Annotated in this window: 14 protein-coding genes; 12 read left to right on the top strand and 2 right to left on the bottom strand. The window is 71.7% G+C overall.

The genetic code is table 11. From position 1 onward, the window contains the following. The first annotated feature begins 290 nt into the window (after positions 1-290). Both Asi03nite_RS09145 and Asi03nite_RS09140 read left to right on the top strand, forming a co-directional pair. Entirely contained in the window at positions 291-1,466 is a 1,176-nt protein-coding gene (locus Asi03nite_RS09145; RefSeq protein WP_203678122.1) for an ion transporter, read from the top strand. Between the two features lie 4 nt (positions 1,467-1,470). Further along, positions 1,471-2,439, top strand: coding sequence for an aldo/keto reductase (locus tag Asi03nite_RS09140; protein WP_203678121.1), 969 nt, complete (start codon positions 1,471-1,473; stop codon positions 2,437-2,439). 267 nt (positions 2,440-2,706) lie between these two features. Here Asi03nite_RS09140 and Asi03nite_RS09135 read toward each other — a convergent pair whose 3' ends face one another. Then, positions 2,707-3,969, bottom strand: coding sequence for a pyridoxal phosphate-dependent aminotransferase (locus Asi03nite_RS09135; RefSeq protein ID WP_203678120.1), 1,263 nt, complete (start codon positions 3,967-3,969; stop codon positions 2,707-2,709). 116 nt (positions 3,970-4,085) lie between these two features. Between Asi03nite_RS09135 and Asi03nite_RS09130 the strand changes: the two genes are divergently transcribed. The 7 genes from Asi03nite_RS09130 to Asi03nite_RS09100 all read left to right on the top strand — a co-directional run bounded on the left by Asi03nite_RS09130 (position 4,086) and on the right by Asi03nite_RS09100 (position 10,695). After that, positions 4,086-4,250 carry a hypothetical protein gene (locus Asi03nite_RS09130; protein ID WP_203678119.1) on the top strand — a complete coding sequence of 55 codons (165 nt, stop codon included), beginning with the start codon at positions 4,086-4,088 and terminating at the stop codon, positions 4,248-4,250. A 4-nt stretch (positions 4,251-4,254) separates the two neighbouring features. Then, on the top strand, positions 4,255-5,712 hold the full coding sequence (locus tag Asi03nite_RS09125; protein ID WP_203678118.1) for an alpha-amylase family protein: 1,458 nt from the start codon (positions 4,255-4,257) through the stop codon (positions 5,710-5,712). A gap of 207 nt (positions 5,713-5,919) precedes the next feature. After that, a complete protein-coding gene (locus Asi03nite_RS09120; RefSeq protein WP_239102559.1) occupies positions 5,920-6,354 on the top strand; it encodes a helix-turn-helix transcriptional regulator in 435 nt (144 codons plus the stop codon). Positions 6,355-6,364: 10 nt separating this feature from the next. Next, positions 6,365-6,769, top strand: a complete 405-nt coding sequence (locus Asi03nite_RS09115; RefSeq protein ID WP_203678117.1) for a VOC family protein — start codon at positions 6,365-6,367, stop codon at positions 6,767-6,769. Between the two features lie 491 nt (positions 6,770-7,260). After that, the gene (locus Asi03nite_RS38455) at positions 7,261-7,386 is read left to right on the top strand and encodes a hypothetical protein (RefSeq protein ID WP_275409345.1); all 126 of its coding nucleotides are present in this window, start codon (positions 7,261-7,263) and stop codon (positions 7,384-7,386) included. A 20-nt stretch (positions 7,387-7,406) separates the two neighbouring features. Continuing rightward, positions 7,407-10,172: an AbfB domain-containing protein gene (locus Asi03nite_RS09110; RefSeq protein ID WP_239102558.1), complete on the top strand. Its 2,766-nt coding sequence runs from the start codon at positions 7,407-7,409 to the stop codon at positions 10,170-10,172. A gap of 76 nt (positions 10,173-10,248) precedes the next feature. Then, complete coding sequence (locus Asi03nite_RS09100) at positions 10,249-10,695, top strand: hypothetical protein (protein WP_203678116.1); 447 nt, start codon at positions 10,249-10,251, stop codon at positions 10,693-10,695. Here Asi03nite_RS09100 and Asi03nite_RS09095 read toward each other — a convergent pair. After that, positions 10,689-11,591 (bottom strand): endonuclease/exonuclease/phosphatase family protein, encoded by a 903-nt coding sequence (locus Asi03nite_RS09095; protein ID WP_239102557.1) that lies wholly within the window; start codon positions 11,589-11,591, stop codon positions 10,689-10,691. The two genes, Asi03nite_RS09100 and Asi03nite_RS09095, sit on opposite strands and share 7 nt — an antisense overlap. A gap of 23 nt (positions 11,592-11,614) precedes the next feature. Here Asi03nite_RS09095 and Asi03nite_RS09090 point away from each other — a divergent pair, with 23 nt between their 5' ends. The 3 genes from Asi03nite_RS09090 to Asi03nite_RS09080 all read left to right on the top strand — a co-directional run bounded on the left by Asi03nite_RS09090 (position 11,615) and on the right by Asi03nite_RS09080 (position 13,582). After that, complete coding sequence (locus Asi03nite_RS09090; protein ID WP_203678115.1) at positions 11,615-12,487, top strand: alpha/beta hydrolase family protein; 873 nt, start codon at positions 11,615-11,617, stop codon at positions 12,485-12,487. Positions 12,488-12,491: 4 nt separating this feature from the next. Further along, positions 12,492-12,917, top strand: coding sequence for a MarR family winged helix-turn-helix transcriptional regulator (locus tag Asi03nite_RS09085; protein ID WP_203678114.1), 426 nt, complete (start codon positions 12,492-12,494; stop codon positions 12,915-12,917). Positions 12,918-13,054: 137 nt separating this feature from the next. After that, a complete protein-coding gene (locus tag Asi03nite_RS09080) occupies positions 13,055-13,582 on the top strand; it encodes a pyruvoyl-dependent arginine decarboxylase (RefSeq protein ID WP_203678113.1) in 528 nt (175 codons plus the stop codon). Positions 13,583-13,736: the final 154 nt, after the last annotated feature.

Genomic DNA, 13,736 nt, shown 5'->3' with positions numbered 1-13,736 from the left:
GCCGTCCACAGAGCCCGGTCCTCGTCGGATTCGCACGGAACGGCGCCGCGGCCGCTCGCCGCGGCGCTGGAGAAGCGGTATGCCGCGGACGTGCGAGGCGTCCCGCGGACGATCCATCGTCCGGAGTGTTCCGGTTCCCACGGGCCGTCGAGGGGCGGGCGGCTGATCCGGGAGGCGTCACCCGGGAGGGTGGTGTCCGGTAGTGGACGTGGTGGGTGGTTGGTCCCCCGGCGTCCGGACTGGCATAGGGTCTGGGCGTCACAGGCCGGCCGAGGGAGCACCGACCGATCATGAGTTTCACCCGTGGAGTGGCGGCCCGCTGCGCGAGGGTGGTGGAGGCGTCCTGGTTCAACGCGGCCGGGTTCGCCGTCATCGTGGTCAACGCGGTGGCTCTCGGGCTGGAGACCTACGACCCGGTGGTGCGCGCCGCGGGCAGCGGGCTGCGGGTCGTCGAGTACCTCTGTGTGACCGGATTTATCCTCGAAGTGCTTGTCCGGTTCGGATCACATCTGGCGGCGCCCGTCGGGTTCTTCCGGGACCTGTGGAACCTCTTCGATCTGGCGATCGTGGTGGCGCCGCTGCTGCCCGGGGTGCGGGAGAACGTCACACTGCTGCGACTGCTGCGGCTGGCCCGGATCGTACGGACCTTCCGGCTCTTCCCCAGCCTGCGGGTGATCCTGGTGGGGATCCGGCGCAGCCTTCCCGGACTGGCCAGCTTCCTGCTGGTCACGGTGCTTCTGCTGTACGGGTACGCGATGCTCGGCTGGATGATGTTCGGGCACACCTACCCGGGGCGGTACGGCACCGTGGGCCAGGCGATGTTGACCCTCTTCCTGCTGCTGTCCCTGGACGGGATCACCGACACCCTGCAGGCCGGTCGGGAGGTGACCGAGTGGGCCGTCCTCTACTACGTCTCCTACATGGTCAGCGCCTGCTATCTGCTGACCAATCTGCTGGTCGGGGTGGTGCTGACCGCCCTGCAGGAGGCCCACGAGGCGGAACGCGCCTCCCAGTCACCGGGCCGCAAGGTCACCCCCAAGTCGGCGCCGCCGCTGCCCGAGGCCGCCTCGGTCGCCGTCCTGGCCACCGAGCCCCATTTGGCCCCGCGCCCCGGACCGCCCCCGCGGACGACCGCGGCGACGACGGTGGAGGTGCCCGCGCAGACGGCGGCGGCGGATGTTCCCGGGCAGCTTGCGGTGGACGTGCCCGCGCAGGCAGCGGTGGACGTGCCCGCGCGGGCGGACACGGCGGCGGTCGACGTGCGGGAGCAACTGGCCCAGCTGCGGGCCGCGGTCGACGCCTTGGAAACCCGGCTCACGCCCACCCTGGCTGGCAGCCGCGGGCGCCCGGCGCACGCGCTGGCCGGGCCATCCGGCACAGACCCGGAGCGCCCGGCTGACGCTGTGCCATCCGGCACACACCCGGAGCGCCCGGCTGACGCCGTACCAAATAGGGGTTTTAAATGATTTTATGCAGCAGAGAACACTGGGGAATCTGAAAGTCTCGGCGCTCGGCTTCGGGGCGATGGGCATGAGCCACGGCTACGGCCCCGGCCCGGACCGCGACGCCAACATCGCCCTGCTCCGGGCCGCGGTCGAGCGCGGCATCACGTTCTTCGACACCGCCGAGGTGTACGGGCCGTGGGTCAACGAGGAACTGGTCGGCGAGGCCCTGCAACCGGTCCGTGAACAGGTGGTGATCGCCACCAAGTTCGGCTTCGTGATCGACGCCGAGGGGCGGCAGCACCCCGGCACGGACAGCCGGCCGGAGAACATCCGCCGGGTCGCCGACGCCTCGCTCAAGCGGCTGCGCACCGACACGATCGACCTGTTCTACCAGCACCGTGTCGACCCGGACGTGCCGATCGAGGACGTCGCCGGCACGGTCCGGGAGCTGATCGCGGCGGGCAAGGTGCGGCACTTCGGGCTCTCCGAGGCGGCCACCGGCACGATCCGCCGCGCGCACGCGGTGCAGCCGGTCACCGCGGTGCAGAGCGAGTACTCGCTGTGGTGGCGGCGGCCCGAGGAGGAACTGCTGGACACCCTGGGCGAGTTGGGCATCGGATTCGTGCCGTTCAGCCCGCTGGGCCGGGGCTTCCTGACCGGCAAGATCGGCGCGGACACCGTGTTCGCGGAGAACGACATGCGCAACGGCCTGCCCCGGTTCTCCGCCGAGGCGCGCGAGGCGAACCAGACGCTGATCGAGGTGATCGGGCGGATCGGCGCGGCGCACGGGGCCACCCCGGCGCAGGTCGCGCTGGCCTGGCTGCTGGCCCAGCGGCCGTGGATCGTGCCGATCCCGGGCACCCGGCGGCTGGAGCGGCTGGAGGAGAACCTGGGGGCGCTGGCGCTCACCGCCGCGGACCTCGGCGAGATCGAGTCCGTCCAGGTTCAGGGGTCGCGTTACCCCGAGCGGATGGAGCGGATGACGAATCTCTGAAGCCGGGTGAGACGGCCCGACCGGCACGATCCCGGCCCGCCGCGCCCCGCACTGCCAGCCGGCCGCTCCCGGCTGGCACGCAGGGCTTCTGAGGAGCCGCTGAGCTCCGGCCGACGGGGGCGGCTGGTGCGCACGGGCGTGGCTCGGGCGCGCCGGGCCGGGGGCGGGGCGCACGGGCCAGGACGCGCCGGGCCGCCGGGCCCGAGCGCTGGACGGGCGTGCGGGGCCGCCGGGCCAGGCCGGGGCGGGACGGTGGGAGGGGCGGGGTCAGCTGACCGCGGCCCGGCGGGCGGTGTATTCGGTTCCGCGCTGGGCCGGGTACGGGATGAGGTTGCCCGGCTTCTCGTCGTACGACTCGGACCAGCGACGGCTGTTGCTCTCCAGCGAATCGGCCTCGTGGACCGGCCGCCCGTGGAACCGCTGCGCGTAGTCCAGCATCCCGTCCACCAGCCGCTCCACGTCCGCCGCGGGCCGCACCACCAGGCGCATGAACTGGCTGGTCATGCCGAGTTTGTTCCCGCACTCCCGGGTCATGATGCCGTGGTTGGCCACGAGGAAGTCGCGCAACGCCACGCCGGACCACTCGGTGGGGAGTTTGACCAGGTAGAAGTTGCCCTGCGAGGGGAACACGGCGAGCCCGGGGATGCGCTGCAGCTCGCGGCCCATCGTCCGGCGGTCGCGGCCGAGCAGGCGCAGGCTCTCCTCGTACTCCATCTCATGATCTTGAATCATGTGGACGACCTTCTCCGCCAGGGAGTTCAGGTTCCACTTCGGCAGCGTCTTCGCGATCTTGCCGGCGATGGCCGGGTTGGCCAGCATGTAGCCGAAGCGGATGCCGTGCAGGCCGAAGTTCTTGCCGAGCGACTTGAGCACCACCGCGTTCGGGCGGATCACCGCGTCCGGGCCGACCGAGGGGTAGCGCTCGGCGTCCGAGAAGTCGATGAAGGACTCGTCGACGACGACCAGGTCCAGGTCGCTGAGCTGGTCGAGGAACCGGATGACGTCGCGGCGCGGCAGGTAGTTGCCGTCCGGGTTGTTGACGTTGCAGATCACCGCGACCCGGGAGCGGCGCTCGCGGATGAACTCGACGTACTCCTCCAGGTCCAGCCGGAAGCCGTCGCGCTCCTGCAGCGGGAACATGTCCACCCGCTTGCCGGTCTCCAAGGGCTGGTCGGTCCATCGGCCGAAGGTCGGGATCGGGATGGCCAGGCTCTCCTTGACCAGCAGGTGGTCGATCCAGGTGATCAGCTCGGTGGAGCCGTTGGCCATGGCCACCGTCTGCGGGTGCAGGCCGAGCACGCCGGCCAGCTTCCTGGTGATGGTCGCCGAGTCGCTCGGGTAGTACTTCAGGATGCTCCTCAGCTCGTGGCTCAGCTCGTCGAACATCTCCGGGGTGGGGAAGTACGGGTTGCACGGGATGCAGAAGTCGACGATCTCCGCGCCCTCGCCGGCCGCTCTGGCCAGGTCGAAGTAGGAGGCGCTGTGTGCTCCCTTGTGCAGGATCGAAGTGTCGATTCCGGTCCGCGCCACGGTTCCTCCCGATGCCCCTGAAGTGACTGTGCCGCCGGCGGGTACGGGGATCGCAGCCCGATCGTTCACAACATCGTTGATCCCCGCGGAGGATTAAGCCGGACGAAAGGAACGACATGCGGGAGATCCTGCGTACGGGTCTGATCGGGTGCGTGGTGCTGGGATCGGTCACCGTGGCCGACGAGGCACGAGCCGCGCCCGGCCCTCCCGGAACGGTGTGCGCGGTGGCCGGCGTGACGCGGGAGACGCCTCCGGTCCGGACGGTCGAGGCGCTACGGTGAGAGCGTGACAACCGGCTGGCCGGCCGCTCCGGCGATCTACGAGATCGATACCTGGCCGTGGCTGACCGGCCTGGCCCGGCGACTGGGCCGTCCGGTCACCCTGGCCGACGTGCCCGCCGGCGTCTGGGACGAGGTCGCCACGCCCGGGATGGACGCGGTGTGGCTGATGGGCGTCTGGGAGCGCAGCCCGGCCGGCCTCGCGGTGGCCCGGGGCGACGGCGGGCTGCAGCGGGCGTTCCGGCACGCGCTGCCCGACCTGGCGCCGGCCGACGTGGTCGGCTCGCCGTACTGCGTCCGGCGGTACCGGGCCGACGACCGGCTCGGCGGCCCGGCCGGGCTCGCGAAGGCGCGGGCCGCGCTGCGCGAGCGCGGGCTCAAGCTGATCCTCGACTACGTGCCGAACCACGTCGCCCCGGACCACCCCGCGGTCACCCGGCACCCGGACTGGTTCATCCAGGGCGCCGAGGAGGACCTGGCCGGCGATCCGGCCGGCTGGTTCCACGCGGGCGGCCGGGTGATCGCGCACGGCCGCGACCCGTATTTCCCGCCCTGGCCGGACGTGGCCCAGCTGAACGCGTTCTCCGCCGGGGCGCGCGCGGCCAGCCTGGCCGCGATGTCCGACATCGCCGGGCAGTGCGACGGGATCCGCTGCGACATGGCCATGCTGCTGACCAACGAGATCTTCGGCCGAACCTGGGGGAGGTACGCCGGTCCCGCCCCGTCCACGGAGTTCTGGCCGGAACTGATCGGCGGGCTGCGGGAGCGGCATCCCGAGGTGGTGCTGATCGCCGAGGTCTACTGGGAGACCGAGTGGCTGCTGCAACAGCAGGGCTTCGACTTCTGCTACGACAAGCGGCTGTACGACCGGCTCGCCCACGAGGACGCCGCCGCGGTGCGCACACACCTGACGGCGGGCCGGGACTACCAGGACAAGCTGGTCCGCTTCCTGGAGAACCACGACGAGCCGCGGGCCGCGGCCACCCTGCCGGCCGGGCGGAACCGGGCCGCGGCGGTCGCGACCGCCACCCTGCCCGGGGCGACGCTCTGGCACGACGGGCAGTTCGAGGGGCGGCGGGCGCACCTGCCGGTGTTCCTGGCGCGCTGTCCCGACGAACCGCTGGACCTGCAGTCGCGTGACTTCCACCGGCGGCTCGTCGAGGTGGCCCGGCGGGTGCGGCAGGGCGAGTGGCGGCTGCTGGAGGCCCACGGGTGGCCGGACAACCCGTCGCATCGGGATCTGCTGGCCTGGTCCTGGGACTCGGCCGTGGTGGTGGTGAACTTCTCCGGGCACGCGTCACAGGGGCGCATCCAGCTGCCGTGGCCGGGGCTGTCCGGGCGGGCCTGGCGGCTGACCGACCGGCTGGACGGCCGGGTGTTCGAGCGGTCCGGCAGTGAGCTGGCGACCGACGGCCTCTACGTGGACCTGCCCCCGTGGGGCTTCCACGTGCTCACCCTGGCGTAGGGCCCGGTCACCCGCGCGGTGCGTCATGCGGGCCGGTTTCCGGGGGATGCCCTGCCCGGGAGCGGGAATGGACGCGGTGAAGGAGAGCGCGCACTGCTGGACCTCGGCCGGGACCGCGCCTGCACGCGCGGGTGGGCACAGGTCGGCCCGCGCTGGAGCCGTGACCGGCGCTGGCGCCGGCCGGGCGGGTGACGCCATGATGACCTGGTGAGCAGCCACGAGCATCGACTGCGCGACCTGGTCCGCCTGCGCCGGGTCCGTGACCGGATCGACCGGGACTACGCCCAGCCCCTGGACGTGGAGGCGCTGGCCCGCGGCGCGAACCTGTCCGCCGGCCACCTCAGCCGGGAGTTCAAGCTGGCGTTCGGCGAGTCCCCGTACGGCTATCTGATGACCCGCCGCATCGAGCGGGCCATGTCCCTGCTGCGCCGGGGCGACCTGAGCGTCACCGAGGTCTGCTTCGCGGTCGGGTGTTCGTCACTGGGCACGTTCAGCACCCGCTTCACCCAGCTGGTCGGGATCTCGCCGAGCGCCTACAAGAAGAACGCCGCGGGCGCCACCGACGGCATCCCGTCCTGCGTGGCGAAACAGGTCACCAGACCGGTCAGGAATCGAGAAGTCCGCGCCGTCCCGCGTTCCTAGCATGGTCGGCATGGACATCAGCATCCACTCGTGCTTCCTGCCACACGACGACGCCGACGCCGCGATCGGCTTCTACCGGGACGTTCTCGGATTCGAGGTGCGCAACGACGTCGGCTACCACGACCTGCGCTGGATCACCGTCGGTCCGAAGGGCCAGCCGGTCTCGATCGTGCTGCACCCGCCGGCCGCCGACCCCGGCATCACCGAGGACGAGCGCCGGGTGATCGCCGAGATGATGGCCAAGGGCAGCTACGCGGCGCTGACCCTGGCCACCGAGGACCTCGACGGCGTCTTCGAGCGTCTGGTGGCGGCCGGCGGGGAGGTCGTCCAGGAGCCGGCCGACCAGCCCTACGGCATCCGCGACTGCGCGTTCCGCGATCCCTCCGGCAACCTGATCCGGATCAACCAGCGTTAGTAGCGGCCCGTGTCGTCCACCAGGACGTCCAGGGAGCAGGTCTCGAACGCCGTCACCGACATGAGGATCCTTTCCACCGGGGGCCCGCAGCCTGGTCTCCCGGGCGGCGGGCGCGTGCGGTCCACGGTCGCCGCCCGCGGGTGCCGGCGGGTTGCGCTTCCCGGTAGCGCCGGGTTGCCGGCGCCAAAGCGGAGCACCGCCGACGCAGCCCCCGTGGAAGGCCCGCACAGCTTCCCGCACCGCCCCTTCCGGCAGCCGCCTTTCGCGCTGGGCCGGGGGCGGCTGTGCGGAGGGGCTTTGGTGACGGTACGTGCCGGACCGGGCGCGCTGCGCGGAGATGCGGTTTCGGCGCCGTTACAGTTCGGGGTCTTGACAGATAACGAGTGTCGATGGAATGTGTTGGAACCTGATCGGACAAGTGAGTGATCAGCAGCTTTTTCGTGTGAAGCCGTTGGCTTCGAGGAGGCCTCGGGTTCAATCACGTAAGTTCCGTGCGCCTTGACACCGTCGCCGCCTGTGCCGCGGCCGCCCTGCTCCTCGGCTCGGGCGCCTGCGCGAAGAGGGAGGACTCCGGTACCACGACCGGCGGCGCGGCCGCCGCCCGGCCGGCCCGCTGAAGAAGTCCCTAAGGAGCAGCATGCGCCGCCTCGTCCTCCGAGCGGTGGCCGCATTCGCGCTGGTCGCCGGTGGTCTCGTGGCCACCGGCAGCCCGGCGTCGGCCGTCACCCCCAAGACCCCGCCGCTCACCACCCCGTGGACCGACCAGGTCTCCACCGCCAACCCCCTTCCCGAATACCCGCGCCCGCAGATGACCCGATCCGACTGGCAGTCGCTGAACGGCGAGTGGCAGTTCCTCAACCCGGACACGGTCGACCGCAACGCCGCCCCGCCGATCGGCCAGACCCTGCCGGAGCGGATCCTGGTGCCGTACCCGGTGGAGTCCGCGCTCTCCGGGATCATGCGCAACGACGCCCGGGACCTGATGTTCTACCGCCGCACGTTCACCGTTCCGGCGTCCTGGAGCGGCCGGCGGGTGCAACTGCACTTCGGCGCGGTCGACTACGAGGCCACGGTCTGGGTCAACGGCCGCCAGGCGACCACGCACCAGGGCGGTTACGACCGCTTCGAAGTGGACGTCACCGACTTCCTCAACGGCGGCACCAACGAGATCGTCGTGCGGGTGTACGACCCGACCGACGGCCGTGGCGAGGAACAGCCGGTGGGTAAGCAGACGAACAACCCGAGCGGCATCTTCTACACGCCCACCTCGGGCATCTGGCAGACCGTGTGGCTGGAGCCCACCGCGGCGACGTCGATCTACTCGGTCGACATCTATCCCAACATCTCCTCCGGAACCGTCCGGGTGCGCGTGTTCACCAGGGGCACCGCGTCCAGTCTCGTCGCCGAGGCGCTGTCCGGTAGCACGGTGGTGGGCAGCACCACCAGCGGCGTCACCGAGTTCACCGTTGCGGTGCCCAACGCCCGGCTCTGGTCACCGGACGATCCGTTCCTGTACAACTTGCGCGTCTCGCTGCGGAACTCGTCCGGGACCACCGTCGACCAGGTGACCAGCTACTTCGGCATGCGCGAGGTCGGCACGAGGGCGGTCAACGGGGTGCTGCGCCCGATTCTGAACGGCCAGTTCGTCTTCCAAGCCGGCACCCTCGACCAGGGCTTCTGGCCGGACGGGCTGTACACCGCGCCCACCGACGCGGCCCTGGCCTCGGACCTGCAGAAGCACAAGGACCTGGGCTTCAACATGGTCCGCAAGCACATCAAGGTGGAGCCCGCCCGCTGGTACTACTGGGCGGACCGGCTCGGCCTGCTGGTCTGGCAGGACATCCCCTCCGGTGGGGACGCCACCAAGACCACCGCGCAGATCGCCGAGTACGAGAAGGAGGCGCGCGAGATCATCGATGAGCACCGGTTCAGCCCCGCGGTGATCACCTACGTGCCGTTCAACGAGGGCTGGGGCGAGTGGAACCTGGCCGAGACCCAGCGGATCACCCGGGACCTGAAGAACTACGACCCGACCCGGCTGATGAACCCGCACAGCGGCTTCAACTGCTGCGCGTCCAAGGGCGACCCGGGCACCGGGGACATCATCGACTGGCACGTGTACACCGGTCCCGACTCGCCGGCGCCCAGCTCGTCCCGGGTGGCGGTCCTCGGCGAGTTCGGCGGGCTGGGCCTGCGCACGCCGGGGCACGAGTACAGCCCCAACGGGCAGTACTTCGCCTACGAGCAGATGGCCTCGAACGCCCAGCTCAACGACCGGTTCACCGGGATGATCCGGGACTCCGAGCGGCTGATCGCCGCGAAGGGCCTCTCCGGGTTCGTGTATACCGAGATCACCGACGTGGAGGGCGAGTACAACGGGCTGTTCACCTATGACCGGCGGGTGCAGAAGGTGGACACCGGGCAGGTGCGGACGGCGCTGACCAACCTGATCAACGCGTCGAGGAACCAGAACGCGGCCGTGCCGCTCACCCTCGGGCACGTCCGGTCGTTCCAGGTGACCACGGCCGGCTACACCAACCGGTACCTGCGGCACGCCAACTCGTTGGCCCGCACCGACGTGATCGCGGGGGACACCGCGCGGCAGGACGCGTCGTTCCGGACCGTCGCCGGCCTGGCCGATCCGCGCTGCTACTCGTTCGAGTCGGTCAACTTCCCCGGCCGGTTCCTGCGCCACGCCGGCGGCCAGGTCCGGATCGACGCGGACACCGGCGGCACGTTCCGGGCCGACGCCACCTGGTGCTCGCGGGCCGGGCTGGCCGCGGGCGGGACGTCGTTCGAGTCGTACGACGTCCCCGGGTCCTTCCTCCGGCACCAGTCGGAGAACGTGGTCCTCGGGGCGTTCGACGGCTCGGCTGGCTTCGCGGCGGACGCCACCTGGAACGTCGCCAACCCGGCGCAGTGGCGCAGCTCGGTGATCCTGCCCTTCGACGTGCGGCGCTCGCTGCAGGTCACCACGTGGGGCTACACCGACAGGTACCTGCGGCACGCGGACAGCCTGGGCTGGACCGAGCATGTCGACGCGGGCAGCGCCGCGCTGCTCAAGCAGGACGCCAGCTTCACGCTGCGGCACGGCCTGGCCGACTCGTCCTGTTACTCGCTGGAGTCGGTCAACTTCCCGGGCCAGTTCCTGCGGCACTCGTCGAGCCGGATCCGGCTGGCAGCCAACGACGGCTCGGCGCTGTTCGCCGCGGACGCCACCTTCTGTGCCCGGCCCGGCCTGGGCGGCACCGGCGTGACCCTCGAGTCGATCAACTTTCCCGGCCGCTACCTGCGGCACTTCGACTCGCAGGCGTGGATCGCCGCGGGCACGGGCACGACCTGGGACCGGCCCGGGCAGCTGTCCGCGGACGCCAGCTGGAACGTGGTCAACGGCTGGGCCTGACCCCGGCGCGCCGGCTGCCGTCCCGTGCACCGGGCGGCCGCCGGCGCTCCGGCCGGCTGTGTCAGGATTCCGTTCCATGGTTGCCGACCGGACGCGGATCAGAACGATTCTGGCCGGGGCGATGCTGCTGTCCGGCGGCGCCGCGGTGGTGGGGTCGTTCCTGCCCCGGGCGTACCTGCGCTTTCCGGTCGTCGGCGAGACCGGGATCTCCGGCAGCCTCACCTCGGAGCTGTTCACCGCGTTCCTCGGCGTCGTGCTGGCCGGGTACGCGGTGCCGGCGTTGCGCGGGGAGCGCCTGCCGCTGCGCGTCGTGCTGGTCGCGTCCGGCGCCGGGCTCCTCCTGTTCCTGCGCGGGGTCTGGGAGAGCGCACATCTCACGTCGCTGGCCGCCGCGCTGATCGCGGCCGACGACGGTGCGCGCATCGGGCCGGGGCTCTGGATGTGCATGATCGGGGGCCTGGCCGGCGCCGTCGCGGCCGCCGGCCTGGCGTTCCGCCGGCCCCGGACCGCGGCCGATCAGTAGCGGAGCTCGGCGACGAGGGGCAGGTGGTCGCTGCCCGTCCGGGGCAGGGCGCGCAGCCGGGTGACAGTCATCGACCGGGCCAGGACCTGGTCGATGCGCGCGACGGGCGTCGACGCGGGCCAGGTGAACGCGAAGTCGGCGGGCGGGGCGGTCATCCGGTGGGCGACCGGACCCAGTCCCCGGTCGTCCACTGTGGTGTTCAGGTCGCCGACGACGAGGAGCTTGTCGGCCGGGTCGGCGCGCAGCAGTTCGCCGAGTTTGCGGGCGCTCTCGTCACGTCGTGCCGACGCGAACCCGGCGGCCGAGATCCGCACCGACGGCAGGTGGGCGACGTAGACCGCGATGTCCCCGGCCGGGGTGCGGGTCACCGCCCGCAGCCCGCGATTCCAGTCCGCGCCCAGGTCGTGCGGCCGGATGTCGGCGCTGTCCGCGGCGACGAGCGGGAACCGGGACCAGAGCGCCACCGTCCCGCGCATGGCGTGGAACGGAAGTTCCGGGTCCAGCACGCCGGCATAGGCCGGCGCGGCCTCCGGCAGCACCTCCTCCAGAGCGATCAGATCCGGACGTACGTCGAGGAGCGCGCGAGCCGTCATGGCCGGATCCGGGTTCTCGTCGCTGACGTTGTGCTGCACCACCACCAGGTCCGGCGCGCCGGCGTCGCGGGGGAGTAGCTGACCGCCGAAACCGATCAGCCACGCGGTGAGCGGCAGCAGGGTCGCCGCGAGGCCGCGCAGGGAGCGCCGCAGGACCGCGAGGAGCAGCAGGAGCGGCACAGTCAGGCCGGACCACGGCAGGAACGCCTCGACCAGGCTGCCGAGGTTGCCGAGCACGTTCGGTATCGCGCGGTGGCCGAGGATGACCAGAGTGCTGAAGACAGCGGTCCACAAGATCGGCACCGGGAGATGGTATCTTATTTCGCATGCGAAATAATGAGCCGGTGCGGATCCCGGTCGTCACCGGCGGTGCGATCACGGCCACCCTGTTCCCCGCCCCGGAGCCGGTCGCCGTCCTGGTCGTGCACCCGGCGACCGCCACCCCGCAGGGCTTCTACGCCTCGTTCGCCGGCTACCTCGCGCAGAACGGGATCGCCACGGTCACCTACGACTACCGCGGCACCGGCCTCTCCGGCTCCCCGCGCGACCACCGAGACCTGGGCATGCGTGACTGGCTCGGCGTCGACGCCCCGGCCGTCGCGGGCTGGGCCGCGCAGCGTTTTCCCGGCCTGCCCCGGCTCGCCGCCGGCCACAGCCTGGGCGGGCACGCGGTCGCCCTCGGCGCGGCCGGCACCGACCTGGCCGCCTCCATGATCATCGCGTCGCACGTGGCCGCGCTGCGCACCATCCCGTCCTTTCTGGAGCGCGTCCGGGTGCGGGTCATGCTGCACCTGCTGGGCCCGGCCCTCGGCCGATCGCTGGGATACGTCCCGGCCCGGAGCCTCGGTCTCGGCGAGGACCTACCGGCCGCCGCGATGATCGAATGGGGCGCCTGGGCCCGGATGGAGAACTACTTCTTCGACGATCCGTCGATGCGTGCCCGGGAGCGCGCCGCCACCCTCACCGGCCCGGTCCTGGCCATCGGCACCTCGGACGACCCGTGGTCCACACCGCGGCAGATGGACGCCCTGACCGGCTATCTGACCGGCGCCGAGGTGGAGCGGCGCACCTACACGCCGGCCTGCGCCGGAGTGCCGGCGATCGGGCACCACGGGCTGCTGCGCCGCGCGCTGCGCGACTCGGTCTGGCCCGAACTGCTGGCCTGGTTGCACGCGCACGCGGAGAAGGCGTCAAGATGACCGCGTGCGCCTGCCTCGCCTGATCTTCCTGCTCTTCAACGCCGACCGCTCGGTCCGGCGCTGGATCGACGCCCGTTCCTCCGACACCGGGATCGGCGCGTCCGGCGCCGGCGTGCTGTTCTACCTCGCCGGGCACGAGAACGCCCTGATCGGCGACGTGACCGCGGCGCTCGGCGCGTCACCCTCCGGAATGAGCGGCCTGGTCGCCCGGCTGGAGCGGAGCGGCTGCGTGTCACGCTCGCCGGATCCGGGCGACGCCCGCGCCGTGCGGCTCGCCCTGACCCCGCACGGCCAGCGGGCGGTGGGCCGGGCCCGGGAGCTGGTCGACGACCTCAACGTTCAGCTCACCGCCGGTTTCGACGAGGCCGAGGTGGCGGTGGTCCAGCGCTGGCTGGAGCACGTGACGCGGGTGTCCGTGCAGCGCGGGTGAGCCGCTGGGCGGCGGTCGGGATCGTTACTTGAGGTAACGGTCGGCCATAACTCCGGGTCTCTCCGGAGGATCTGCGGGCGGTGCGGGGGTCGGCACACTGGGTGGGCCCTCCTCCCTCTTTCCGTCAAAGGAGCCCCATGGCTGACTCCGTCGTCTACGACCAGATCCCCGTCGTCCGGGCCATCGGGCGGGGCGCCACCTCGCTGGCCGCGTTCCACGACGCCCTGGTGACCATGGAGTGCGGTTTCTACAACCTGGTCCGGCTCTCCAGCGTCATTCCGCCGGGCACCGCCGTCGACCCGAGCGGCAAGGCGCCGGTTCCGGTCGGGGCCTGGGGCGACAAGCTGTACTGCGTCTACGCCGAGCAGCACGCCAGCCTGCCCGGCGAGGAGGCGTGGGCCGGCATCGGCTGGGTGCAGCGGCGCGACGGGCGCGGTGGGCTGTTCGTCGAGCACGAGGGCACCAGCGAGGCGTACGTCCGGCAGGCCATCAAGGCCAGCCTCCGTGACCTGGTCAAGGGGCACGAGGACGAGTTCGACGGGCCGGACTACGTGGTGCACGGGGTGGTCTGCGACGGCGAGCCGGTCTGTGCGCTGGTGCTCGCCCCGTACGAGACCGCTCCCTGGCGTGGCGTCGCCGCCTCGCAGCCGCCGGCGATCAACTGACGCTCACCCAGCTCGAAGGCCTCGCCCTCCCCCGGGGCGAGGCCTTCTTCCTCGGTTCCGCCGGCCGGCGGCCCGGTCGGTACCAGTGGCGCGCCCGGAAGCGGCACTCCTTCCGGATATACGGCCGCCGCCTGGCCCGGCCGTTCCCGGCTGC

This window comes from Actinoplanes siamensis (assembly GCF_016862395.1).
GTDB classification, from domain to species: domain Bacteria; phylum Actinomycetota; class Actinomycetes; order Mycobacteriales; family Micromonosporaceae; genus Actinoplanes; species Actinoplanes siamensis.
The sequence above is the reverse complement of the archived record's forward strand: the minus strand, read 5'-3'. Positions and strand labels throughout refer to the sequence as shown.

Coding starts and splice junctions, on each gene's coding strand:
- Asi03nite_RS09145 (WP_203678122.1), top strand. CDS start 291: ATGAGTTTCACCCGTGGAGTGGCGGCCCGCTGCGCGAGGGTGGTGGAG.
- Asi03nite_RS09140 (WP_203678121.1), top strand. CDS start 1,471: ATGCAGCAGAGAACACTGGGGAATCTGAAAGTCTCGGCGCTCGGCTTC.
- Asi03nite_RS09130 (WP_203678119.1), top strand. CDS start 4,086: ATGCGGGAGATCCTGCGTACGGGTCTGATCGGGTGCGTGGTGCTGGGA.
- Asi03nite_RS09115 (WP_203678117.1), top strand. CDS start 6,365: ATGGACATCAGCATCCACTCGTGCTTCCTGCCACACGACGACGCCGAC.
- Asi03nite_RS09110 (WP_239102558.1), top strand. CDS start 7,407: ATGCGCCGCCTCGTCCTCCGAGCGGTGGCCGCATTCGCGCTGGTCGCC.
- Asi03nite_RS09100 (WP_203678116.1), top strand. CDS start 10,249: ATGGTTGCCGACCGGACGCGGATCAGAACGATTCTGGCCGGGGCGATG.
- Asi03nite_RS09090 (WP_203678115.1), top strand. CDS start 11,615: ATGCGAAATAATGAGCCGGTGCGGATCCCGGTCGTCACCGGCGGTGCG.
- Asi03nite_RS09080 (WP_203678113.1), top strand. CDS start 13,055: ATGGCTGACTCCGTCGTCTACGACCAGATCCCCGTCGTCCGGGCCATC.